The sequence below is a fragment of the Microbacterium kunmingense genome (assembly GCF_023155745.1).
Classification (GTDB): Bacteria; Actinomycetota; Actinomycetes; order Actinomycetales; family Microbacteriaceae; genus Microbacterium; species Microbacterium kunmingense.
On the sequence record NZ_JAKNUS010000002.1, the window covers coordinates 420,247 to 443,449 of the forward strand.

Sequence of the window (23,203 nt, forward strand, 5' to 3'; positions counted from 1 at the left end):
GAGGGTCACAGCATGCAGCTGACGCACTCGGTCATGTCGGTTCCCTCGAGCGCCATCTGCCGCAGGCGGATGTAGTAGATGGTCTTGATGCCCTTCTTCCAGGCGTAGATCTGCGCCCGGTTGATGTCGCGCGTGGTCGCGGTGTCCTTGAAGAACAGCGTCAGCGACAGCCCCTGGTCGACGTGCTGCGTCGCCGCGGCGTACGTGTCGATGACCTTCTCGTAGCCGATCTCGTACGCGTCTTCGTAGTACTCGAGGTTCTCGTTCGTCATGAACGGCGCCGGGTAGTAGACGCGGCCGAGCTTGCCTTCCTTGCGGATCTCGATCTTCGACGCGATCGGGTGGATCGAGGAGGTCGAGTTGTTGATGTACGAGATCGAGCCGGTGGGCGGCACGGCCTGCAGGTTCTGGTTGTAGATGCCGTGCTGCTGGATGCTCGCCTTCAGCTCGCGCCAGTCGTCCTGGGTGGGAACGGGGATCTCGGCGAACAGCTCCTTCACCCGATCCGTGGCGGGCGCCCAGACCTGCTCGGTGTACTTGTCGAAGAACTCCCCCGACGCGTAGGTCGAGTCCCAGAACCCGTCGAAGGTGGTGCCGCGCTCGATGGCGAGGCGGTTCGATGCGCGCAGGGCGTGGAAGAGCACCGTGTAGAAATAGATGTTCGTGAAGTCCAGGCCCTCTTCCGAGCCGTAGTGGATGTGCTCACGCGCGAGGAAGCCGTGGAGGTTCATCTGCCCGAGGCCGATGGCGTGCGAGCGGTCGTTGCCGTCCTCGATCGAGCGGACCGAGCGGATGTGGCTCTGGTCGCTCACCGCCGTCAGCGCCCGGATGGCGGTCTCGACCGTCTGGCCGAGGTTGCCCCCGTCCATCGCCAGCGCGATGTTCATCGACCCCAGGTTGCACGAGATGTCCTTGCCGATCTGGGCGTAGGAGAGGTCCTCGTTGTAGGTCGTGGGGGTGTTGACCTGCAGGATCTCCGAGCACAGGTTGGACATGTTGATCCGACCCTTGATCGGGTTGGCCTTGTTCACCGTGTCCTCGAACATGATGTACGGGTAACCCGACTCGAACTGGATCTCTGCGAGGGTCTGGAAGAACTCGCGCGCGTTGATCTTGGTCTTCTTGATGCGGGCGTCGTCGACCATCTCGCGGTACTTCTCGGTCACGGAGATGTCGCCGAAGGGCACGCCGTAGACGCGCTCGACGTCGTAGGGCGAGAAGAGGTACATGTCCTCGTCGTTCTTCGCGAGTTCGAAGGTGATGTCGGGGATCACCACGCCCAGCGACAGCGTCTTGATGCGGATCTTCTCGTCGGCGTTCTCCCGCTTGGTGTCGAGGAACCGCAGGATGTCGGGGTGGTGGGCCGAGAGGTAGACCGCGCCCGCACCCTGACGGGCGCCGAGCTGGTTGGCGTAGCTGAAGCTGTCTTCGAGGAGCTTCATCACGGGGATGATGCCCGAGGACTGATTCTCGATCTGCTTGATCGGCGCCCCGGCCTCGCGGATGTTCGACAGCAGCAGTGCCACACCGCCGCCGCGCTTGGACAGCTGCAGAGCGGAGTTGATGCCGCGGGCGATCGACTCCATGTTGTCTTCGATGCGGAGGAGGAAGCACGACACGAGCTCGCCGCGCTGCGCCTTCCCGGTGTTGAGGAAGGTCGGCGTGGCCGGCTGGAAGCGTCCGGAGATGATCTCCTCGACCAGCTGCACGGCGAGCGCCTGGTCGCCGTCGGCGAGTCCGAGCGCGGTCATGACCACGCGGTCCTCGAAGCGCTCGAGGTACCGCTTGCCGTCGAAGGTCTTCAGCGTGTAGCTGGTGTAGTACTTGAACGCGCCGAGGAAGGTCTCGAAGCGGAACTTCTTGCCGTAGGCGAGGTCGTTGAGCTGCTGGATGAACTCGAAGGGGTACTTCTCGAGCACGGCGGGCTCGTAGTACTCCTTCTCCACGAGGTAGTCCAGCCGCTCCTTGAGCGAGTGGAAGAACACCGTGTTCTGGTTCACGTGCTGCAGGAAGTACTCCCGCGCCGCGCGCTTGTCGGCGTCGAACTGGATCTTCCCGTCCGGTCCGTACAGGTTCAGCATCGCGTTCAGGGCGTGATAGTCCAGGCCCTCGAATCGCGCGTCGGTCTTGAAGTCCTTCTCGGTCAGTGCAGCTTCCACCATCGTTCCAATCCATCGCTGACGCGTGCCACGTCTTCAGGCGTGCCGAATACTTCGAGCCGGTACAAGTGCGGCACCCGGCACTTGCGGCTGATGATCTCGCCGGCGAGGCAGAACGACTCGCCGAAGTTGCTGTTGCCCGCGGAGATCACTCCGCGCAGAAGTCGTCTGTTCCGCTCGTCGTTGAGGAAACGGATGACCTGCTTGGGAACCGCGCCCTTCTCTTCACCGCGTCCCTGGCCTCCCCCGTAGGTGGGGGTCACGAGAACGAAGGGCTCGTCCACGACCGGGGTCGGTTCGGAGGCGGTGATCGGGATGCGGATGGCGGGGAGGTCGAGCTTCTGGATGAAGCGTGCGGTGTTGCCCGACACGCTGGAGAAATAGACCAGGAGCGGGGCAGAGGTCGCCAGTGCGCTCACCGTTGCCTCCTGGGCTCGATCCTCGCGGGTCCCCGACGTGACGCCGGGCTCAGGCCAGGCGCGACGCCAGTTCGTCGATCTTGTCGGGACGGAAGCCCGACCAGTGGTCCTCGTCGGTGATGACGACGGGCGCCTGGAGGTAGCCGAGGGCCTTGACCTGCTCGAGCGCGGCCGGGTCCTCGGAGAGGTCGTGGACCTCGTATTCGATGCCCTTCGAGTCCAGCGCACGGTAGGTCGCGGTGCACTGCACGCAGGACGGCTTGGTGTAAACGGTGATCGCCATGTCGATCCGTTCTCCCCTCGTTCTCGGGTGATTCCTCCGGTGACCCCCACCGGGAGACCAATACTACATATGGGTGCCGACATCGGATAGCACCACTAGGGATAGTAGTTACATCCGTGTAGTTTTCTCACCGTCATCCCCATGTACAACACAGGTTGTCCACCGTTTCATCCACAGGCGGCCCGCCCGTTCCGCGATCGGAAAGCCCGGATTCGCGCGGCTTTCCGAACCGCTCCGAGAACTCCTCCACAGGGAGGACGGTATTCAGGGGTTCCGACATCCGATTTCCTGTGGACAGACGCCGACGGCGTGTCGCGGCGTGTCGCACTACCGTGGTGGGGTGGCGGGATATCGAGACCTTCTGCGCACACCCGGAGTGGCGCGCATCATCGCCGCACAGCTGACCGCCCGGTTCCCCAACGGCATGACGAGCCTTGCCGTCCTCCTTCACATCGAGCAGGTGACCGGATCCTACGGAGCGGCCGGCCTCGTGCTGGCCGCGACCTCCGTCGGTCAGGCGGTGGCGGGCCCCGTGACGAGCCGCTGGATGGGGCTGTGGGGCATGCGCCGGGTGCTGTCGATCACCCTGGCGATCTGCGCGGTGGCGATCGCGACGCTGGCGCTGGTGGAGATGCCGCTTCCCGCCTACATGGCGCTCGGCCTCGTAGCGGGACTGTCCACGCCCCCGGTCCAGTCGGCGGTGCGCACGATCTACCCGAAGATGGTCAACTCCCGCCAGCTCACGCCGCTGTTCTCGCTCGACGCCTCCCTGCAGGAGATCATCTGGATCATCGCCCCGGTCCTCGTGACCTTCGTGGCGACCCAGATCGGCACCGTCGAGGCGCTCATCCTCATCGTGGTGATCCTCGTCGGCGGCGGCCTGTGGTTCATCCTGTCTCCCGAGGTCGGGCGGGTCCGCATCCCGCGGAGCCGCCGCAGCATCGGCAAGGTGCTCACCAAGCCGCCGGTGCTCCTGGCCACGGTCATCGGGTTCCTCCTGATCGGCGGCTGCGCGGCGGTCGAGGCCGGCGTCGTGGCGACCTTCGGTCACAGCGGACTGGAGGCGGGGCTCGTCCTGGCCGTCTTCTCTATCGGGAGCCTCGCCGGCGGGCTGGGCTTCGGCCACATCCCGATCGGCCCGTGGGCGATGGCGCGCCGGATGGGGATCTTCACCCTCGGTCTCCTCCTCGCCCTGATCTCCCTCGATGTCTGGTGGCTCGGCGGCACCCTGTTCCTCGCCGGGATCGGGATCGCGCCGGCCCTGGCGGTGCTCTTCGCGATGACCTCGGCGAGTGTGAAGTTCAGCGAGACCGCCGAGGCCTACGGCTGGATCGGCACCGGGCAGCTCATCGGCGCGGCAGCGGGGTCGGCGGTCGCCGGCTTCCTGATCGACGGCGTCGGGCCGCAGGGCGCGTACATCGCCGCGGCGGGGTTCGCGGGCGTCGGCTTCCTCGTCGCGGTGGTCTTCGTCCGCGGGTTTCCCGATCTCCGCGGGCGGGACGCCAGCCCGATCCCCGACACCGAACCGGTCTCCACGATCACCTGAGCGGATGCCGCGGGCCGGCGCGCTACTGGATGCGACGCAGCAGCTCCAAGACCGCGAGCGCGTAGGCGTCGGCGGGTTCGGGGTGCTCGAACACGATGACGTCGCCGCCCAGTTCGATCTCCACCTGGTGGGTGTCCACGAGTCGGCGCAGCGACCGGAACGCCCCGCGCAGGAGCTCCCGCAGCTGACTCTCGTGCGGCAGCCACAGGGCGTCTTCGAGCGCGACGGAGTCGAGGGCCCACTCGGTCGTCCCGTTGAAGGCGAGGATGCGACCGGTGGGATAGTCACGCGGTTCGATCGTCATCTCGCTGACGGTGAAGACGTCGGCATCGAACTCGGGTTCGTCGAGCTGGAAGCGATCACCCGAGGTCGGATGCCACACGAGACCCGCCGCGCGCAGCTCGAGGGCGAGGTCGGTCGAGATCATGCCCTCCATCATCCGCCACGCCGAGGCGGCGGGGCCCGCTTACGCTGAAGAGCGTGATGTTCCCGGTGACTCTTCCCCGCATCTCCTGGGGTGAGCCGCGCGCGACGCGGCGGGCCCTTCTCGTCCACGGCCTGGGTTCCACCGCCGCGCTGATGTGGCGCTACGGGGTGGCGCTGGCCGAGGACGGCTGGCGCGCGGACGCCGTCGATCTGCGCGGACACGGCGCGGCCCCGCGCGTGCTCGACTATTCGATCCCCGCCTACGCGGCCGATCTCGTCCACGCCCTCCCCGCTCACGGCGAGCCGACCTGGGACCTCGTCATCGGCCACTCGCTCGGCGGGGCGGCGACCGCCCTGGCCGCGGCGGAGGCACCCGGATGGACCCGTCGCGTCGTCCTCGTCGATCCCGCCATCCACCTCTCCGACCACGACCGGGAGGTCGTGCGTCGCAGCCAGGAGGAGGCCTTCGCCGACCCGACCGAGTCGGCCGTGCGCGCGGCGCACCCCCGGTGGCATCCGCACGACATCGAATTGAAAGCCCTCGCGGCGCGCCAGGCCAGTCGCTGGGCGGTCGAGCAGACGAGCCTGCAGAACCCCGCGTGGGACGTGCGCGAGGCCGTCGCGCGTCTGGACATCGACGTCGACATCCTCGCCGCCGACCCGACCGTGTACAGCATCTTCGACGGCCCGCTCGCGAGCGAGGTGCTCGCGAGCAACGACCGGGTCCGGATGACGGTGGTCGCCGGCGCCGGACACTCGCCGCACCGTGACAAGCCCGAGGAGACCATCGCAGAGCTGCGCCGGGTGCTGCGGGAGCGACGGACAATGGGATCGTGACCGAACTCGAGACGATCCTGCCGCCGGAGCTTCTCGAGCGGTTCCGCGAGCGCGCCGCGGTCCACGATCGCGAGAACACCTTCCCCGCGGCCGATCTCGACGAGCTCCGCGAGATCGGATACCTCGCCCTCCTCGTCCCCGAGGACCTCGGGGGCCGAGGGCTGAGCCTCGCCGACGTCGCCCGCCTCCAGCAGCGACTGGCCACCGCCGCGCCCGCGACGGCGCTCGCGATCAACATGCACCTGGTGTGGACGGGCGTCGCGCGCCAGCTGTCCGACCGCGGCAGCGACGACCTGCGCTTCGTGCTCGAGGGCGCGGCGGCCGGCGAGGTCTTCGCCTTCGGCATCAGCGAGGCCGGCAACGACCTCGTCCTCTTCGGCAGCGATACCGACGCCGACCCCCGGCCGGACGGCGGGTACGCCTTCACCGGCACGAAGATCTTCACCACCCTGTCCCCCGCGTGGACGCAGCTCGGCCTCCACGGTCTCGACACCCGCTCGCCAGACGCCCCGCGCATCGTCTACGCCTTCGTCCCCCGGAGCGAGGAGGAGGCGGGACGGGCGCACATCCGCGACGACTGGGACACCCTCGGCATGCGGGCCACGCAATCGCGCACGACCGAGCTGCACGAAGCGGTGGCGCCGCCCGAGCGGGTGGTCAGGCGCCTGCCGCCGGGCCCGCAGCCCGATCCCCTCGTGTTCGGCATCTTCAGCGTCTTCGAGGTGCTCATCGCCTCGGTGTACACCGGCATCGCCCGTCGCGGCCTCGACCTCGCCGTCGCCGCCGCGACGCGGAAGGACAGCCAGAACCCGCGTCTGCGCTGGCAGGTGGCCGACATGGCCATCGCGTACGACGCGCTCCCCCCGCAGATCGACGCGCTCTGCCGCGATCTCGCCGACGGCGTCGATCACGCCGGGCGGTGGTTCTCGCTGCTGTCGGGCCTGAAGCACCGCGCGGTCACGACGGCGAAGGCCGTCGTCGACGAGGCGCTCATCGTCGCGGGCGGGTCGTCGTTCTTCGCGCGGTCGGAACTGTCGCGGCTGTACCGCGACGTCGCCGCCGGCGTCTTCCATCCCTCCGACCCCGAGTCGGCGCACTCCACCGCCGCCACGGCGTGGCTCGGGCCCCTGGAGACACCCGCCTGACTCTCGCGATCCGCACACAGACGCGTGCGAGGATGACCGGATGGCACGCACCCCGACGGCTCTCCTGAGTCCCGCCGATCAGCAGCGACGCAGGGGCCTGCGCACCATGAAGGCCGTGGCCCTGGGCGCGCTCCTGGCGATGGCGGTGGTGTTCGCGGTGGCGTTCTCGCTCCAGGAGCAGGTGCCGTGGCTGGGCTACGTCCGCGCGGCCGCCGAAGGCGGCATGGTGGGGGCGCTGGCCGACTGGTTCGCGGTGACGGCGCTGTTCCGGCATCCGCTCGGTCTTCCCATCCCCCACACGGCGATCATCCCCAAGCGCAAGGACGAGATCGGCCGCACGCTCGGGGAGTTCGTCGAGACGGAGTTCCTGCGCGGCGATGTGGTGCGCACGAAGCTGGCGGCCACCCACATCTCCCGGCGCGCCGGGGAGTGGCTCCGCCGGCCCGAGCACGCCTCGCGGGTCGGCTCGGAGGCGTCGGTGATCGCGGCCGGCGTGCTCCGTGCCCTGAGCGATGACGACGTGCGCGACGTGATCGAGGAGCTCGCGCGCGAGCACGTGCTCGTTCCCGAGTGGGGACCGCCGGTCGGCGCGTGGCTCGAGCGGGTCATCGACGCCGGCGCCCATCACGGCGCTGTCGATCTCGCCGCCGAGACCATCGAGCACTGGCTGGCGGCCAACCGCGTCGCCTTCGAGGGACTGGTCTCGCGCCGCCTCCCGGCCTGGGTGCCCCGGATCGCGCAGCGGCTGGTGGACGACACCGTCTACAACGAGGCCGTGAAGTTCGTCGCCGCGGTGCGGGCAGACCCCGACCATCCTGCGCGGCACGCGATCGACGGCTACCTCGAGCGCCTCGCCCACAACCTGCAGACCGACCCGGCCACGATCGGCCGGCTCGAGGACGCCAAGTCGGCGGTGTTCGACAGCCCGCGGGTGCGCGAGCTGGCCGCTCAGGCGTGGGGCACGGCGAAGTCCGGCCTGCTGGCGGCCCTCGACGACCCCGACAGCGGCCTGCGCCGGCGCCTCGCCGACGCGCTGGCCGACATCGGCGAGCGCCTCGTGACCGACGCGGCGCTGCAGCAGCGCGCCGACGGGTGGGTGACCGAGGCCGCGGTGTTCCTCGTCGATCGGTACCGTCACGACATCGCCTCGATCATCACCGACACCGTCGAGAAGTGGGACCCCGAGGAGACGACCGAGAAGATCGAGCTCATGGTGGGCCGCGACCTGCAGTACATCCGCCTGAACGGCACCATCGTGGGGTCGCTGGCGGGCCTGGTCATCTACACGATCGCCCGTGCCATCTGGGGATGACGGCCCTCCGGCGCTACAGTGAGCGCGTGGAATCGGTGGGCGGCGAACTGCTCTTCAGCTACGGCACGCTCCAGCAGCCCGAGGTGCAGCTGGACACCTTCGGCAGGATCGTCGAGGCCGAGCCCGACATCCTGCCCGGCTTCACGGTCGACTACGCCGAGATCGTCGACGAACGGGTGGTGGATGTCTCGGGGCACGCGGTGCACCCGATCGTGCGTCCGACCGGGAACCCCCTCGACAAGGTGGTGGGGAAGGTGCTGCACGTGAGCGAGGACGAGCTCGACGCCGCCGACGAGTACGAGGTGTCGCTGTACCGCCGGATCTCGGCGCCGCTTGCCAGCGGCCGGGTCGCCTGGGTGTACGTGTCGGTGTGAGCGCCCTCTTCCACGACCCCCTCTGGCCGCGGGCCGGTGACTGGCCGTCCGCCCACGACCCGGCGGAGGCGTCCGAGCCCGTCGATGTCGCTCTCCTGGGCGTACCGACCTGGCGCACCTCGCTCTCGGCCACCGGCGCGCACGCCACACCCGCCGCCGTGCGCGAGGCGCTCCGTCGCTACAGTCCGACGCTGATCGGACCACCCGCCGTCGATCTCGATGCGGCCCTCGCGATCGTCGACGCCGGAGACGTCACGGAGCCCGACGGCGATGAGGGCGAGGCGCGCGTTCGCCGCGCCGTGTCGGACCTCGTCACCCGCGGCGCGCTCGTGGTCGCGCTCGGCGGCGACAACGCCGCGACCGTCCCGGTCGCCCGGGGGGCGGCGGCCGGCGGCCTCGTCACCCTCGACGCGCACCTCGACCTCCGCGACGGCAGGTCGAACGGCTCGCCGGTGCGCCGTCTCGTCGAGGACGGACTCGACCCGCGCCGCATCGTGCAGATCGGCATCGCCGACTTCGCCAACTCCCCCGCCTACCTCGCCCGCGCGGCGAAGCTCGGCATCACCGTGATCACCCTCGACGACGCCCGTCGCCGCCCTGCCGCAGACCTCATGGCCGAGGCGTTCTCGATCGCCGGCGACGGGGCGGGGGGTGTGCACCTCGACATCGACGTCGATGTGTGCGACCGCGCGGTCGCACCGGCCTGCCCCGCGTCGGTGCCGGGGGGACTGAGCGCCCATGAGCTCCGCACGCTCGTGAGGGCCGCGGGGTCCTCCGATGCCCTCGTCTCGGCCGATATCGTCGAGATCGACGCGACCGCCGACACCGACGACGGTCGAACGGTGCGGCTGGCCGCGCTGTGCGTCCTGGAGCTTCTGGCGGGGAGGGCGACCCGATGACCATCGAGCTGGTGCTGGCACGGCACGCGAAATCGGACTGGGGTGACCCGGGCCTGCGCGATCACGACCGGCCGCTCAACGAGCGGGGCACCCGGGACGCTCCGCGGATGGCCGCGCGCCTGGCCGAGACGGGTTTCCGCCCCGAAGCGCTGCTGTCGAGCACCGCGCTTCGCGCGCGAACGACCGCCGACGCCTTCGCGGCTGCCCTCGCCACCACGGTCACCCTCGTGCCCGACCTCTATGGCGCCCCACCGTCGACGCTCCTCGCCGTCGCGTCGCAGAGCGGTCGGCGCCGGGTGATGCTCGTGGCGCACAATCCCGGGATGACCGAGCTCGCCGAGGCGCTCTCCGGCGGCGGCATCGGCGAGATGCCCACCTGCGCGGTGGCCCGCTTCCGGTGGGATGACGACGACTGGGCCGTCGTCGGCGCGGTCGACCCGACCGAGTGGCACCTCGACACGCCGCGCTGAGGCGGCGTCACACGACCTGCCGGCCGTCCTTCCAGACCGCCGCGACGAGCGGCACACCCGGGCGATAGGCGAGGTGGGTCCGCGAGGGCGCGTCCAGGAGCACCAGATCCGCGCGCATCCCGGGGGCGATGCCGCCGATGTCGGCGCGACGCAGCGCCCGTGCGCCGCCCGCCGTGGCCGCCCACACCGCCTCGGCGACGGTGAGCCCCATCTCGCGCACCGCGAGGGCGATCATGAGGGGCATCGAACTGGTGAAGCTCGACCCGGGATTGCAGTCGCTGGCAAGGGCGACGGTGACGCCGGCATCGACGAGTCGCCGCGCATCGGGGTAGGGCTGGCGGGTGGAGAACTCCACGCCGGGAAGCAGGGTCGCAACCGTGTCCGACGCTGCGAGCAGGGCGATGTCGGTGTCGCTGAGGTAGGTGCAGTGATCGACGGATGCTGCGCCGAGACCGACCGCGACGGCGACACCCGGGCCCGCGGCGAGCTGGTTTCCGTGCACCCGGGGCTCCAGGCCTCGAGCGACGCCCGCCTCGAGGACGCGGCGCGCTTCAGCCGCGGTGAAGGCGCCGTCCTCGCAGAACACGTCGACCCACCGGGCGAAGGGCGCGCAGCGCTCGAGCATCGGCCCGCACACGAGGTCGACGTAGCCCGCGCGGTCACCGGCGTACTCCGGCGGGATCACGTGCGCGCCGAGGAAGGTCACCTCGTCGGTGACCTCGGCGGCGAGGCGCGCGAGACGCTCCTCGTCGTCGACGCTCAGCCCGTAGCCCGTCTTGATCTCCACCGTGGTGGTGCCCTGCCGGCGCATCTCGTCGATGAACCCGGCGAGGCGGCGACGCAGCTCGTCGTCGCCGGCGGCGCGGGTCGCCGCGACCGTCGAGCGTATTCCACCGGCGGAATACGGCGTGCCGGCCATGCGCGCCTCGAACTCGCCCGCGCGATCGCCGCCGAACACCAGGTGGGTGTGCGCGTCGACGAATCCGGGAAGCACCGCCCGCCCCGCGGCATCCACGCGCTCGGTCGTTGAGCGAGCGAAGCGAGACGAAACGTCCGACGCCGCTGCTTCCCCGACCCACACGATCCGCCCGCCGTCGATCAGCACGGCCGCGTCGCGGAGCGTGCCGCACGGATCGCCGTCGGCGCCGACGTTGGTCGTCAGCTCGCCGATGTTGGTGATGAGCGTCGCCGTCACGGCATCGGCACCTTCAGCCCGCGCTCGGCCGCGACCTCGCGCGCCCTGTCATACCCGGCATCCACGTGCCGCATGACACCGGTCCCCGGGTCGTTGACGAGCACACGCGCGAGCTTCTCCGCCGCGAGCGGCGTGCCGTCGGCGACGGTCACCTGTCCGGCGTGGATCGAGCGCCCGATGCCCACGCCGCCGCCGTGGTGGATCGACACCCACGACGCCCCCGACGCGGTGTTCAGCAGCGCGTTCAGCAGCGGCCAGTCGGCGATCGCGTCCGAGCCGTCGGCCATCGCCTCCGTCTCGCGGTAGGGCGAGGCGACAGAGCCGGCGTCGAGGTGATCGCGCCCGATGACGATCGGCCCCGCGAGCTCGCCGGAGGCGACCATCTCGTTGAACCTCAGCCCGGCGAGGTGGCGCTCCTGGTAGCCGAGCCAGCAGATCCGCGCCGGAAGCCCCTCGAAGTGCACGGCGTCGCCGGCCTTGTCGAGCCAGCGCACGAGTCCGGCGTTCTCGGGGAACAGCGCCTTCACGGCCTGGTCGGTCTTGCGGATGTCTTCGGGGTCGCCCGACAGCGCCACCCACCGGAACGGTCCACGCCCCTCGGCGAACTGCGGACGGATGTAGGCCGGCACGAAGCCGGGGAACGCGAAGGCGCCGTCGAAGCCGCCGAGCTGCGCCTCCGCGCGGATCGAGTTGCCGTAGTCGAACACTTCGGCCCCGGCATCCTGGAATCCGACCATCGCGGCCACCTGCGCCGCCATCGACTCCCGAGCCCGACGCGTGAACGCCGCCGGGTCGCGTTCGGCCTCGGCGTGCCAGTCGTCGACGGAGACCCCGACGGGCAGGTACGACAGCGGGTCGTGGGCGCTGGTCTGGTCGGTGACGATGTCGATCGGGGTGCCGCGCCGCAGCAGCTCCGGGAAGACCTCCGCGGCGTTCCCCACGACACCGACCGACAGCGCCTCCCCCGCCGCGCGGGCGGCCACGACCCGCGCCACCGCGGCGTCGAGGTCGGTGGTGTACTCGTCGAGGTAGCGGTGGTCCACGCGACGCGCGAGACGCGATTCATCGACGTCGACGATGAGAACCGCGCCGCCGTTGAGCGTCACCGCGAGCGGCTGCGCCCCGCCCATGCCGCCGCAGCCCCCGGTCAGGGTCAGCGTGCCCGCGAGATCGTCGCGGCCCCGCGACCGCGCGACGGCGGCGAACGTCTCGTACGTGCCCTGGAGGATCCCCTGCGTGCCGATGTAGATCCACGACCCGGCCGTCATCTGGCCGTACATCGTGAGACCCAGGTGCTCGAGCCGCCGGAACTCCGGCCAGGTCGCCCAGTCGCCGACGAGGTTCGAGTTGGCGATCAGCACGCGGGGTGCCCACTCGTGGGTACGGAAGACGCCCACCGGCTTTCCGGACTGCACAAGGAGCGTCTCGTCGGGCTCGAGCTCGTCGAGCGTGCGGACGATGGCGTCGTACGCCTCCCACGACCGGGCCGCCTTGCCGGTGCCGCCGTAGACGACGAGATCGTCGGGGCGCTCGGCGACGTCGGGGTCGAGGTTGTTCATGAGCATGCGCTTGGCGGCCTCCGCCCCCCAGCTCTTCGCGGTGCGCTCGGCGCCGCGGGGCGCGCGGATCATGCGGGCAGGGGCCTGGACATCGGTCATGAGTCCTCCTTCAAGGGGGCGGATGAGAAAGCGGATGCGGCGGCGCGGGCGACGGCGCCGGTGGCGACGAGGTCGGTCACCGCCTCGATCTCGGGCGAGAGGAAGCGGTCGGGACCGGGCCCGCCGCAGGCATCCCGCACGAGACCGGCGACCGCGCCGGTCGCGGGCGCCGGGCGGAGCGGCGCCCGCAGCTGCTGCGCGCGCACCCCGACCATGACCTCGATCGCCAGCACGCGCGCCAGTCCGTCGACAGCACGGCGGAGCTTCCGCGCCGCAGCCCACCCCATGGACACGTGATCCTCCTGCATCGCCGAGGACGGGATGGAGTCCACCGAGGCGGGCGCAGCGAGGCGCTTCAGCTCCGACACGATTCCCGCGGCGGCGTACTGGGCAATCATGAACCCCGAGTCGACGCCCGGCTCGGAGGCGAGGAAGGGCGGCAGGCCCTGATTCCGCGCCACGTCGAGCGCGCGATCGGTGCGCCGCTCCGAGATCGACGCCACGTCGGCCACGGCGATCGCGAGGAAATCCAGCACGAAGGCGATCGGTGCCCCGTGGAAGTTGCCGTTGGACTCCACCCGGCCGTCCGGTGTGACGACGGGGTTGTCGATCGCGGCGGCGAGTTCGCGTGCGGCGACGGTCTGGGCGTGGGCCAGCGTGTCGCGGGCGGCGCCGTGCACCTGCGGGCTGCAGCGGAGCGAATAGGCGTCCTGCACCCGCGTGCACGCCCCGGGATCGCGGTGGCTGGCCACGATGTCGGAGCCGGCGAGCAGCGCCCGCAGGTGAGCGGCCGAATCGCGCTGTCCCGGGTGGGGTCGCAGCGCCATCAGGTCGGCGGCGAAGACGGCATCGGTGCCGAGCTGGCTCTCGATCGACAGCGCCGCGGCGATGTCGGCGGTGTCGAGCAGCATCTCGAGGTCGTGGGCGGCGAGGAGCAGCATCCCCAGCATCCCGTCGGTGCCGTTGATGAGGGCGAGGCCCTCCTTCTCCTCGAGGACGAGAGGCGTGAGGGATGCCGCGGCGAGCGCGTCACGCGCGCTGGTGACCTCTCCGCCGCCGACCCGCACCTCCCCCTCCCCCATCGCCGCGAGCGCGACGTGGGCGAGCGGTGCGAGATCGCCGGAGCATCCGAGAGAGCCGTACTCGCGCACGATCGGGGTGATCTCCGCGTTGAGCATCCCCGCGTAGACCTCGACGACGTGGGAGCGCACCCCGGTGCGGCCGGTCGCGAGCGTCTGGAGCCGCAGGAGCTGGAGGGCGCGGATCACCTCCTCCCCGACCTCGGCGCCGGTCCCCGCGGCGTGCGACCGGATGAGGCTCGCCTGCAGCTGGCGACGACGCTCGGGAGCGATGAAGGTGGTCGCGAGCGCCCCGAAGCCCGTGGAGATGCCGTAGTGCGGGTGGGGGTCGTCGGCGAGGCGTTCGATGAGCGAGCGCGTCCGGTCGACCCGAGCGAGGGTCTCGACGGAGACGCCCACCCTCGCCCCGTGCCGGGCGACCGCCACGACCTCTCCGGGCGTCAGCGGGCGATCACCGACGACCACCTCCGTGTGGCTGAGCTGCGACATGTTCCGATTCCACTCCGCGTCATCGCGCCGCACCACGCCCTGGTGGCATCCTGTGTCTGTGATCTCAGACATTTCGACATCGGAGGGCCGGCCGCATGTGCCCGCCGCCGATCAGGCGCTGCGGATCCTGTCGCACCTCGGCCGTCAGCGCGGCCCCGTGCCGGCGCGGACGATCGCCGATGCGCTCGCGCTCCCCCGCTCGACGGTCTACCACCTGTTGACGACCCTCGAGCGACGCGGGTTCGTCGTCCATCTCGCCGCGGAGCGGCGGTGGGGCCTCGGGATCGCGGCCTTCGAGCTGGCCGGCGGATACGCCCGTCAGCAGCCTCTCGCCCGACTGGGCCGTCCCCTCGTCGCGGGGCTGGCCGACCGTGTCGGCGAGAGCGCGCATCTGGCGGTGATGAGCGGCCGCGACGTGCTGTACCTCGTCGAGGAGCGCGCGCCCGGGCGGCCGACCCTGGTGACCGAAGTGGGCGTGCGCCTTCCCGCCCATCTCACCGCGACCGGGCGCGCGATGCTCGCCGCCCTTCCCCCCGCGCAGGTGCGGGCCCTCTTCCCCGACCCGTCGACGTTCGCCGACCGGACCGGGCGGGGCCCGCGGCGTCTCAGCGAACTGCGGCGGATCCTCCGCGACGTGCGTGCGCAGGGCGTCGCCGAGGAGCACGGCGAGGTCACCCTCGGCTTCCGGTCGGTCGCCGCCGTGGTGCGCGATCACGCCGGGTGGCCCGCCGCCGCCGTCGCGGCAACCTGGGCCGAGGAGGCCTCGCCGCGGCATCCCGATGTCGCCGCCGCCGTCCTCGAGACCGCCGGCGCGCTGTCGCGTCGGATCGGCGGGTGAAGGTCAGCGGACGACGAGACGCGGTTCGACGAGCAGTCGCTCGGGCGCACTCCCCCGAGTGGAGATCCGCCGCCCGGAGTCGTCGGTGAGGAGGTCGAGCACCGCACCCGCGACGAGCTCGGGCGCCTGCTCGACGCTCGACAGGCCCAGGGCCTCGGCGACCGGGGTGTTGTCGAAGCCGATCAGGCCCACGTGCGTCGCGCCGGTGTCGACAGCGGCCAGGTGCGCTCCGACGGCGAGGGCGTCGCTCACGCACACGAACGCGTCGATCTTCTCGCGCAGCGCCGGGTCGGCGAGCGCCTCGGCCACGACGCTCCGCGCCTGTGCGACGCTGTCGGGAACCCGGAGGACGGGTCCGGCGAGCCCGGCCGCGCCCATCGCCTCGCGCCACCCCCGCTCCCGGTCATCCCCCGTTCCCGCGTCGGGCGGCCACCCGAGCCACGCGACGCGCGCGCCGAAGGCCTCGAGGGCGTGGACGGTCGCCGCTCGGGTGCCGGCGGCACCGTCGACGTCGACCCAGGAGTGACCCGATCGCCAGACGTCGCCCCCACCCCACGGTCGGCCGAACGCGGCGTAGGGCAGCCCCCGGCCGTCGAGCCACCCGGTGCGCGGGTCGCCGAACGCGGTGCCGGTGATCACCGCCGCGTCGATCTCACCGCCGTCGATGAGGTCGCTCAGGCGCGCGATCTCCTCGTCTCGGCTGCGCGCGCTGTAGATGAGCACCCGGAGCGCCCGCTCGTTGGCGTTCTCGGTCAGGGCGTGGATGAAGCGGTCGAGGATCACTCCCGAGATCCCGCCGGTGAAGGGATCGATGTGCACACCGATCGTCGAGCTCCGGCGCGTCCGCAGGCTCCGTGCGGCGACGTGCGGGCGGTAGGCCAGCTCGTCGATGGCGCGCTGAACGCGCTCCCGCGTCTCCTCCCGCACGATGGCGGGGGTGTTGATCACGTTTGAGACCGTCTGACGCGACACCCCGGCACGGCGGGCGACATCTTCGACGGTCGGTGCCTTGGCCATCATCCGCCCCCACGGTCTGAACGATCAAAATCGTTATCCGAGCGTAGCCACCGCGCATTGACAGCGCCAACAACCCCGCCCTAACCTCAATCCGACACCGGATTTGAACGTTCATATTTGAACGATCAACCATCCTCGGAACCGGTGTCGCGACTTCATTCAAAGGAGAGGGAGACATGACACGCAGGAAGATGCGCGCCGCGTTCGGCGCGGGGGCGATCCTCACCGCCGGAGCGCTCGTGCTCACCGGATGCGGCGGCGGGAGCTTCGACGACGGCGGCGGCGCCGCCGCGGACGGCGAGCTGACCTCGTCCGACGACCCCATCACCGTCCTCATCGCCTCCAGCGGCGAGGCCGAGGCGACCGCGGTCGAAGACGCCGTCGCGGCGTGGTCGGCCGAGTCCGGCGTCGAGGCGAGCGTCGAGATCGCCAGCGACCTCAACCAGCAGCTGGCGCAGGGCTTCGCCGCCGGGTCGCCGCCGGACCTGTTCTACCTCTCCCCCGACGCCCTCGCCGGCTACGCCGACAACGGCTCGCTGCGGGCGTACGGCGACGAGCTCTCCAACGCCGGTGACTTCTACGCGCCGCTGGTGGAGAACTTCACCTACGAGGACGAGTTCTACTGCGCCCCGAAGGACTTCTCGACCCTGGCGCTCATCATCAATACCGACCTGTGGGAGGCCGCAGGCCTCACCGAGGACGACGTGCCGACCACCTGGGAGGAGCTCGCCACCGTCAGCCAGACCCTCACCACCGGCGGTGTCACGGGTCTCGCCTTCGGCCCCGAGGTGCAGCGCGTCGGCGCCTTCATGGCGCAGGCCGGCGGCGGTCTTGTGACCGACGGCGCGGCGACGGCCAACAGCCCCGAGAACGTCGAGGCGCTGGAATACGTCAAGGCCAACCTCGAGGGCGGCAACTTCGCCTACGCCACCGACATCGGCGCCGGATGGGGCGGCGAGGCGTTCGGCCTCGGCTCGGCCGCGATGGTGATCGAGGGCAACTGGATCGAAGGCGCTCTCCGCAACGACTACCCCGACGTGAACTACCTCGTCGCCCAGCTTCCCGAGGGCCCCGGCGGCCCCGGCACGCTGCAGTTCACCAACTGCTGGGGCATGGCCGCCGACAGCCCGAACCAGCAGGCAGCTCTCGAGCTCGTCGAGTACCTGACCTCCTCCGAGCAGCAGCTGGCCTTCTCCGAGGCGTTCGGCATCATGCCCTCGCTGGAGACCGCCGCCGACGCGTGGCGGGAGGCCAACCCCGACCTCGCCGCCTTCATCGACGGCGCCGAGTACGCGCAGTTCCTCCCCACGCAGGCAGACGCCGCCGCGGTGATCACCGACTTCAACGCGCAGCTGGAGTCGCTGGCCGAGTCCGACCCGAAGACGATCCTCGACTCGGTGCAGGGCAACCTCGAGGCCGTGGTCGGTTGACATGACCGCCACGGTCACCACCCCCCGCGTCGGGTCCCGGAACACCGGGATCCGACGCGGGGAGGCCGCCGCGGGGTGGGTGTTCGTCCTCCCCGTCATCCTGATCCTCGGGCTCTTCCTTCTGATCCCCGTCCTGATGGCGCTCTGGGTGAGCTTCTCGGACTGGGCGGGCCGGGGAAGCCCCCTCTCGGGAACGGTGAACTTCGTCGGCCTGGAGAACTACGCCGCCGTCACGACCGGCGGCGGGCTCGCCGAGCGCGACTTCGGGATTTCGCTGCGGAACATCGCCTGGTACGTGCTGCTGGTCGTTCCGCTGCAGACCGCACTGTCGCTCTTCCTCGCCGTGCTGGTCAACCGCGCGGTGCTGCGCGGCCGCGGCTTCTTCCGCACCGCGTTCTACTTCCCCTCCGTCACCTCGTCGGTGGCGATCACGATCCTCTGGCTGTTCCTGTTCTCCCAGACCGGTGTGGTCAACGCCGTCCTCGCCTGGATCGGGATCACCGGCCCCAACTGGTTCCAGGAGCCGAGCGGCATCGTCCACAACGCCCTCGCGGGGCTCGGGATCACGAGCGGTCCGGAGGCGCTCACTCAGACCGACGTGCTGGGCGTGAGCCTCTGGGAGTGGCTGGCCGGTCCCTCGGTCGCCCTGTCGGCGTTCATCCTCATGGCGGTGTTCACCACGAGCGGCACGTTCATGCTCCTCTTCATCGCGGCGCTGCAGAACGTGGGCGTCGAACTCGGCGAGGCCGGGATGATGGACGGCGCGAACGGCTGGCAGCGGTTCTGGCACATCACCCTCCCGCAGCTGCGCCCGACGATCTTCACCGTCGTGACCCTCGGGGTGATCGGCGGCTGGCAGGTCTTCGACCAGATCTACACCGGCACGGAAGGGGGACCCGCCAAGACCACGGTCACCCCCGCGTATCTGTCCTACGAGGCGGCGTTCACCCGTCAGGAGTGGGGCGAGGGGTCGGCGATCGCCTTCCTGCTCTTCCTCATCATCATCTTCTTCACCCTCGTCCAGCGCTGGGTGCTGCGCGAGCGCGGCGTCTCCAAGCGTCGCGCCGCGCGCTACGAAGTCAAGGGAGGCCGCTCGTGAGCGAGACACTTCCGCGGCAGGCGAAGGTCGCGCAGGTCGATCCGGAGCGGTCGACGCCCGCGCCGACGATCCGCCGTCCGGGCCTGTCCCGCCGGGTCACCGGGCAGATCTTCCTGTACGCGCTGCTGGTGATCCTCGCGATCATCTACATCTTCCCGTTCCTTGTCCAGGTCGCGACATCCTTCAAGACCGACTCCGAGGCGGCCAGCAACGCGCTCTCCCTCATCCCGCAGACGGTGACGTTCGCGGCGTACGAGACCCTCTTCGGCCGGAGCGACTTCCCGCTCTGGTTCGCCAACTCCACGATCGTGACCGTGGTGGTGACCCTCGGCCGGGTGTTCTTCGTCTCCCTCGCCGGGTACGCGCTCGCGCGCCTGCACTTCCGCGGTCGCGGGGCGATCTTCGCGCTCATCGTGGGCGTGATGGCCGTGCCGGCGGTGGTGCTCCTCATCCCGAAGTTCCTCGTGCTCAACCAGATCGGCATCTACGACACCTATGCGGCGATGATCCTGCCGCTCCTCGTCGATGCCGCCGGGGTCTTCATCATGAAGAACTTCTTCGAGTCCATCCCGGTCTCGGTCGAGGAGCAGGCGCGCATCGACGGCGCAGGGGCCTTCCGGGTGTTCTGGTCGGTGGTGCTGCCGATGGCGCGGCCCGCCCTCATCACGATCGTCATCCTGTCGTTCCAGGGGTCGTGGAACGAGCTCAGCCACTTCATCGTCGCCACCCAGTCGCCCGAGCTCACCACGCTAACCAAGGGCGTCGCGTCGCTGGCATCCGGGCAGCTCAGTCAGGGCACGCAGTACCCGATCAAGCTCGCCGCGGCGCTCATCATGACGATCCCCGTGGCCGTGCTGTTCTTCATCTTCCAAAAGCGCATCATGAACACCAGCGAAGGAGCCGTCAAAGGATGAACGCCCTCACCGAGCCCGCGACCCGCACGCGACAGCCGCTGCTCGACGACGCGATCATCACGCTGCGCGCCCCCACGCAGGTCTGGTCGCGGGCATCCGGCGACGCCGGAGGCGGCGCCATCGACGGGGTCTATCACGGCGACGTCCGGCATGTGCGCGAGCTGGAGCTCTCCTGTGACGAGTCGGAGGTCGAGTGGATCTCCGCCGCCCCCGACGGCCCGTCGCGGGTGGTCTTCAGCGCGGTGCTCCGCGGCATCGACGACGACACCCCCGATCCCAAGGTGCGCCTGCTGCGCGAGCGCGTCGTCCTGCCGGGCGAGGTGCGCGAGACCTGGACGCTCCGGTCGGCGCGGGATGAGCCGGTGTCGACGACCCTCCGGCTGCGCCTGGGCGCCGAGTTCGCCTCACTCCACGACGTCAAGGCCGGCGCTCCGGAGGCGGGGGTCGCCGAGGTCTCCGCGCGGGATGCCACGGCGTCGGCCCGGTCGCAGACGGCGTCGTTCACCCTCGAGGCGACGGGGGGCTCGGTCGAGGCGGACGGCGCGGAGATCCGCGCGGTCTGGCCGCTCGACCTCCCCGCTCGTGGCGAGGCGACGGCGTCGTGGCGGATCGCGCTGGCCGACACCACCCTGGTGGTGTCGGGACCGACCGCCTCGAGCGGTGTCGATGTCGCAGCCGCCGTCGAGGCGAGCCGGGGCGGCGACCCCCGTCTCGGTCGCTGGCTGGAGGTCGCGCTCGGCGATCTCGACGCGCTGCGGCTGACCCTTCCGCAACACCCCGACGACGCGTTCTACGCCGCCGGCGCGCCCTGGTTCTTCACGCTGTTCGGGCGCGATTCCCTGTGGGCGGCACGGCTCGCCCTGCCGCTGGACGTCGGGATGGCGGCATCCACCCTCCGGGTTCTCGCGCGCCTCCAGGGCGACCGTGACGAGCCGGACTCGGCGCAGGAACCGGGGAAGATCCTTCACGAGCTGCGTGCGACGACCCTCGTGCAGCCGGGCGAGGGGATCGCCCTGCCGCCGCTGTACTACGGCACGGTGGACGCGACTGCGCTCTGGGTCTGCCTTCTCGCCGACGCGTGGCGGGCGGGCATGCCCGAGACCGAGGTCACGGCCCTGGTCCCGGCGCTCCGCGGCGCACTGGACTGGCTCATCCGGTACGGCGACAACGACGGCGACGGCTTCATCGACTACCACGATCGCACCGGGCACGGCCTGGCCAATCAGGGCTGGAAGGACTCGGGCGACTCGATCCAGTGGCGCGACGGCCGACTCGCGGAGGGCCCGATCGCGCTGTGCGAGGTGCAGGGCTACGCCTACGAGGCCGCTCTCGCCGGCGCGGAGATCCTCGAGCAGCTCGCCGGGGACGCGGAGGAAGCGAGCCGGCTCCGTACCTGGGCGGCAGAGCTCCGGGCCCGCTTCGCGGAGGCGTACTGGGTGGAGACCCCCGAGGGCCGCTACCCGGCGGTGGCGCTGGACCGTCACAAGCAGCCCGTGGACACGCTGACGAGCAACATCGGTCACCTCCTCGGAACGGGCATCCTCGACCCGGGCGACGAAGCGCACATCGCGCGCCTGCTCCTCGGCCCCTCGCTGTCGAGCGGCTTCGGGATCCGCACGATGTCGACCGGGGCCGCGGGCTACTGGCCGCTGTCGTATCACGGCGGGAGCGTCTGGACCCACGACACCGCCATCGCCGTCCACGGCATGCTGCGCGCCGGTCTTCACGCCGAGGCCGAGCAGGTCGTCGCCGGTCTGCTCGCCGCGGCCGAGGCGTTCTCGTACCGGGTGCCCGAGCTGCACTCGGGCGACCCTGTCACCGAGGTCTCGCGCCCCGCGCCCTACCCTGCGGCGTGCCGGCCGCAGGCGTGGTCAGCGGCCGCGGCGGTCGTCGCGCTCAGCGCGGTGCGGGAGCGCTGACGGAGCCCGCGCTCAGTCCACCTTGCTCACGGTGCCGCCGGTGAGACGCACCAGCTCGTCGAAGGTGAGCGGGAAGACGGTGTGCGGCGTTCCGCCGGCGGCCCAGATCTCGGGGTACTGCGCGAGATCCTCGTCGACCACCGTGGTGAGCGCGGCCGGGTGACCGGTGGGTGCCACGCCCCCGATCGCCTGGCCCGTGGCATCCCGCACCTGCTCGGGGGTTGCACGTCGGATCGACTCGCGACCGAGGCGCGCGGCGAGCGCGGTGGTGTCGACGCGGTGCGCGCCGCTGGTCATCACCAGGAGCGGTGCGCCGTCGCTCCAGAACACCAGGCTGTTCGCGATCGCCCCCACCTCGACACCGAGGGCCTGGGCGGCCAGGACCGCCGTGGAGGCGGCGTCGGGGAGCACGACGATGTCACCGGCGATTCCGGCGGCGCGGAGGGCGTCATGGACCAGGCGGCTGCGGGCGGGAAGCGAGGAGGTCATGGCGCCAGCCTAGGGTCGCGGTGCGAGGCAGTTGAACCGCGGCCCCGGCGGTGATGCAATGGAGTCGGATGCGGCGAAGCGGCCGCATCCGAGAGCACGCCCACAAGGCCCGCCGAAAGAGGACGCGATGACGCACACCCTGCCCCTGCCCGATTTCACCCACGAGCGTGTGGAGGTGATCACGGGGCGGCGCAGCGGTCTGTTCCTCGCGGTCGCCCTGCACTCCTCCGTCCTCGGTTCGGCGCTCGGTGGCGCGCGCCTGTGGACCTACCCGCACTGGAGCGACGCGCTCGGCGACGCCCTGCGCCTCTCGGCGGCGATGACGCTGAAGAACGCCGCCGCGGGCCTCGACGCCGGCGGGGGCAAATCCGTGATCGCCCTCCCCGAGGGGACCGTGCTCGACGCCGACCGCCGGCGCGCCGCCTTCCTCGACCTCGGCGACGCCGTCGAGACGCTGAACGGCCTGTACCGCACCGCGGAAGACGTCGGCTCGACCACCGACGACATGCTGACCGTCCGCGAACGCACCGAGCACGTGGTGGGCCTTCCCGACGCCGTCGGCGGCTCGGGCGAGCCGGCGGGCCCCACGAGCCTCGGGGTCTACGCCTCGCTCCGGGCGACGCTCGAGCGGGTGACCGGGAGTGCGGATGTCGCGGGCCGGCGCATCACGATCTCCGGCCTCGGTCAGGTCGGCAGCCGCCTCGCGCTGCGCCTGGCCGCCGAGGGAGCGGTCCTCACGGTGACCGACGTCAACCCCGCCAAGCGCGACCTCGCCCGGGAGCTCCAGGCCGCCTGGAGCGAGCCCGGATTCGAGCACCTCGTGCCGGCCGACGTCTTCGTGCCGGCGGGGATCGGCGGCATCCTCACCGCCGAGGTCATCGACGATCTCGACGCGCTCGCCGTCTGCGGTCCCGCGAACAACCCGCTCGCCGAGCACTCCGGCGCCGACCGGCTCGCGGCGCGCGGCATCCTCTACGCGCCCGACTTCGTCGTCAACGCCGGTGGGGTGATCTACCTCGACCTCGAGGCCAAGAAGCTCGGCACGCGCGAGGAGATCATGGACCGGGTCGCCGGCATCGGCGACACCCTCCGCCGGGTCTTCGACGACGCCGCCGAGCGCGGGATCACCCCGCTCCTGGCCGCGGAGGGCCTGGCTGCGCAGCGACTGTCGGTCGGCACGCGGTCGCACGCTCTCGTCTGAGCCGC

Annotated in this window: 22 protein-coding genes; 13 read left to right on the top strand and 9 right to left on the bottom strand. The window is 70.9% G+C overall.

Annotation, left to right across the window (positions count from 1 at the left end):
- Window positions 1-5: 5 nt before the first annotated feature.
- Genes nrdE through nrdH form a run of 3 tightly spaced genes read right to left on the bottom strand, consistent with a single transcriptional unit; the run spans window position 6 to window position 2,861 of the window.
- Window positions 6-2,162 (bottom strand): class 1b ribonucleoside-diphosphate reductase subunit alpha, encoded by a 2,157-nt coding sequence (nrdE, locus tag MA875_RS04820; protein ID WP_248240623.1) that lies wholly within the window; start codon window positions 2,160-2,162, stop codon window positions 6-8.
- The gene (gene nrdI, locus MA875_RS04825; RefSeq protein WP_248240625.1) at window positions 2,144-2,578 is read right to left on the bottom strand and encodes a class Ib ribonucleoside-diphosphate reductase assembly flavoprotein NrdI; all 435 of its coding nucleotides are present in this window, start codon (window positions 2,576-2,578) and stop codon (window positions 2,144-2,146) included. Before nrdI ends, nrdE begins: the two co-directional genes overlap by 19 nt.
- A 49-nt stretch (window positions 2,579-2,627) precedes the next feature.
- Window positions 2,628-2,861 carry a glutaredoxin-like protein NrdH gene (gene nrdH / locus MA875_RS04830; protein WP_124293687.1) on the bottom strand — a complete coding sequence of 78 codons (234 nt, stop codon included), beginning with the start codon at window positions 2,859-2,861 and terminating at the stop codon, window positions 2,628-2,630.
- A 340-nt stretch (window positions 2,862-3,201) separates the two neighbouring features.
- Between nrdH and MA875_RS04835 the strand changes: the two genes are divergently transcribed.
- Complete coding sequence (locus MA875_RS04835) at window positions 3,202-4,407, top strand: MFS transporter (RefSeq protein WP_248240626.1); 1,206 nt, start codon at window positions 3,202-3,204, stop codon at window positions 4,405-4,407.
- A 22-nt stretch (window positions 4,408-4,429) separates the two neighbouring features.
- Here MA875_RS04835 and MA875_RS04840 read toward each other — a convergent pair whose 3' ends face one another.
- Window positions 4,430-4,834 (bottom strand): pilus assembly protein CpaE, encoded by a 405-nt coding sequence (locus MA875_RS04840; RefSeq protein ID WP_124293689.1) that lies wholly within the window; start codon window positions 4,832-4,834, stop codon window positions 4,430-4,432.
- A gap of 56 nt (window positions 4,835-4,890) precedes the next feature.
- Here MA875_RS04840 and MA875_RS04845 point away from each other — a divergent pair, with 56 nt between their 5' ends.
- Genes MA875_RS04845 through MA875_RS04870 form a run of 6 tightly spaced genes read left to right on the top strand, consistent with a single transcriptional unit; the run spans window position 4,891 to window position 9,870 of the window.
- Window positions 4,891-5,670 carry an alpha/beta fold hydrolase gene (locus MA875_RS04845; protein WP_248240677.1) on the top strand — a complete coding sequence of 260 codons (780 nt, stop codon included), beginning with the start codon at window positions 4,891-4,893 and terminating at the stop codon, window positions 5,668-5,670.
- Complete coding sequence (locus tag MA875_RS04850) at window positions 5,664-6,815, top strand: acyl-CoA dehydrogenase family protein (RefSeq protein ID WP_372492523.1); 1,152 nt, start codon at window positions 5,664-5,666, stop codon at window positions 6,813-6,815. Before MA875_RS04845 ends, MA875_RS04850 begins: the two co-directional genes overlap by 7 nt.
- A gap of 40 nt (window positions 6,816-6,855) precedes the next feature.
- A complete protein-coding gene (locus MA875_RS04855) occupies window positions 6,856-8,127 on the top strand; it encodes a DUF445 domain-containing protein (RefSeq protein WP_248240629.1) in 1,272 nt (423 codons plus the stop codon).
- A 26-nt stretch (window positions 8,128-8,153) separates the two neighbouring features.
- Window positions 8,154-8,501 (top strand): gamma-glutamylcyclotransferase family protein, encoded by a 348-nt coding sequence (locus tag MA875_RS04860; protein WP_248240630.1) that lies wholly within the window; start codon window positions 8,154-8,156, stop codon window positions 8,499-8,501.
- Window positions 8,498-9,400, top strand: a complete 903-nt coding sequence (locus MA875_RS04865; protein WP_248240631.1) for an agmatinase family protein — start codon at window positions 8,498-8,500, stop codon at window positions 9,398-9,400. The genes MA875_RS04860 and MA875_RS04865 overlap by 4 nt, the downstream gene beginning before the upstream one ends.
- On the top strand, window positions 9,397-9,870 hold the full coding sequence (locus MA875_RS04870; RefSeq protein WP_248240632.1) for a SixA phosphatase family protein: 474 nt from the start codon (window positions 9,397-9,399) through the stop codon (window positions 9,868-9,870). The genes MA875_RS04865 and MA875_RS04870 overlap by 4 nt, the downstream gene beginning before the upstream one ends.
- 7 nt (window positions 9,871-9,877) lie before the next feature.
- On the opposite strand, the gene hutI is transcribed toward MA875_RS04870, so the two are convergent.
- From hutI to hutH, 3 genes are read right to left on the bottom strand one after another with little or no spacing between them, the layout of a single operon-like run.
- The gene (hutI, locus tag MA875_RS04875) at window positions 9,878-11,065 is read right to left on the bottom strand and encodes an imidazolonepropionase (protein WP_248240633.1); all 1,188 of its coding nucleotides are present in this window, start codon (window positions 11,063-11,065) and stop codon (window positions 9,878-9,880) included.
- Window positions 11,062-12,723 (bottom strand): urocanate hydratase, encoded by a 1,662-nt coding sequence (gene hutU, locus MA875_RS04880; protein ID WP_248240634.1) that lies wholly within the window; start codon window positions 12,721-12,723, stop codon window positions 11,062-11,064. Before hutU ends, hutI begins: the two co-directional genes overlap by 4 nt.
- Complete coding sequence (gene hutH, locus MA875_RS04885) at window positions 12,720-14,291, bottom strand: histidine ammonia-lyase (protein WP_248240678.1); 1,572 nt, start codon at window positions 14,289-14,291, stop codon at window positions 12,720-12,722. The genes hutU and hutH overlap by 4 nt, the downstream gene beginning before the upstream one ends.
- A gap of 52 nt (window positions 14,292-14,343) precedes the next feature.
- On the opposite strand from hutH, the gene MA875_RS04890 reads away from it, so the two are divergent.
- Entirely contained in the window at window positions 14,344-15,129 is a 786-nt protein-coding gene (locus MA875_RS04890) for an IclR family transcriptional regulator (protein ID WP_372492516.1), read from the top strand.
- Window positions 15,130-15,132: 3 nt separating this feature from the next.
- On the opposite strand, the gene MA875_RS04895 is transcribed toward MA875_RS04890, so the two are convergent.
- Complete coding sequence (locus MA875_RS04895; RefSeq protein WP_248240635.1) at window positions 15,133-16,149, bottom strand: LacI family DNA-binding transcriptional regulator; 1,017 nt, start codon at window positions 16,147-16,149, stop codon at window positions 15,133-15,135.
- 173 nt (window positions 16,150-16,322) lie between these two features.
- Here MA875_RS04895 and MA875_RS04900 point away from each other — a divergent pair, with 173 nt between their 5' ends.
- The 4 genes from MA875_RS04900 to MA875_RS04915 all read left to right on the top strand — a co-directional run bounded on the left by MA875_RS04900 (window position 16,323) and on the right by MA875_RS04915 (window position 21,508).
- The gene (locus MA875_RS04900) at window positions 16,323-17,576 is read left to right on the top strand and encodes a sugar ABC transporter substrate-binding protein (protein ID WP_248240636.1); all 1,254 of its coding nucleotides are present in this window, start codon (window positions 16,323-16,325) and stop codon (window positions 17,574-17,576) included.
- Between the two features lies 1 nt (window position 17,577).
- Window positions 17,578-18,675 (top strand): carbohydrate ABC transporter permease, encoded by a 1,098-nt coding sequence (locus tag MA875_RS04905; RefSeq protein WP_248240637.1) that lies wholly within the window; start codon window positions 17,578-17,580, stop codon window positions 18,673-18,675.
- Window positions 18,676-18,743: 68 nt separating this feature from the next.
- Complete coding sequence (locus tag MA875_RS04910; protein ID WP_248240680.1) at window positions 18,744-19,589, top strand: carbohydrate ABC transporter permease; 846 nt, start codon at window positions 18,744-18,746, stop codon at window positions 19,587-19,589.
- On the top strand, window positions 19,586-21,508 hold the full coding sequence (locus MA875_RS04915) for a glycogen debranching N-terminal domain-containing protein (RefSeq protein WP_248240638.1): 1,923 nt from the start codon (window positions 19,586-19,588) through the stop codon (window positions 21,506-21,508). The genes MA875_RS04910 and MA875_RS04915 overlap by 4 nt, the downstream gene beginning before the upstream one ends.
- A gap of 12 nt (window positions 21,509-21,520) precedes the next feature.
- Here MA875_RS04915 and MA875_RS04920 read toward each other — a convergent pair whose 3' ends face one another.
- Complete coding sequence (locus tag MA875_RS04920; RefSeq protein ID WP_248240639.1) at window positions 21,521-21,997, bottom strand: YbaK/EbsC family protein; 477 nt, start codon at window positions 21,995-21,997, stop codon at window positions 21,521-21,523.
- 127 nt (window positions 21,998-22,124) lie between these two features.
- Here MA875_RS04920 and MA875_RS04925 point away from each other — a divergent pair, with 127 nt between their 5' ends.
- Complete coding sequence (locus MA875_RS04925; RefSeq protein WP_248240640.1) at window positions 22,125-23,198, top strand: Glu/Leu/Phe/Val dehydrogenase family protein; 1,074 nt, start codon at window positions 22,125-22,127, stop codon at window positions 23,196-23,198.
- Window positions 23,199-23,203 lie beyond the last annotated feature (5 nt).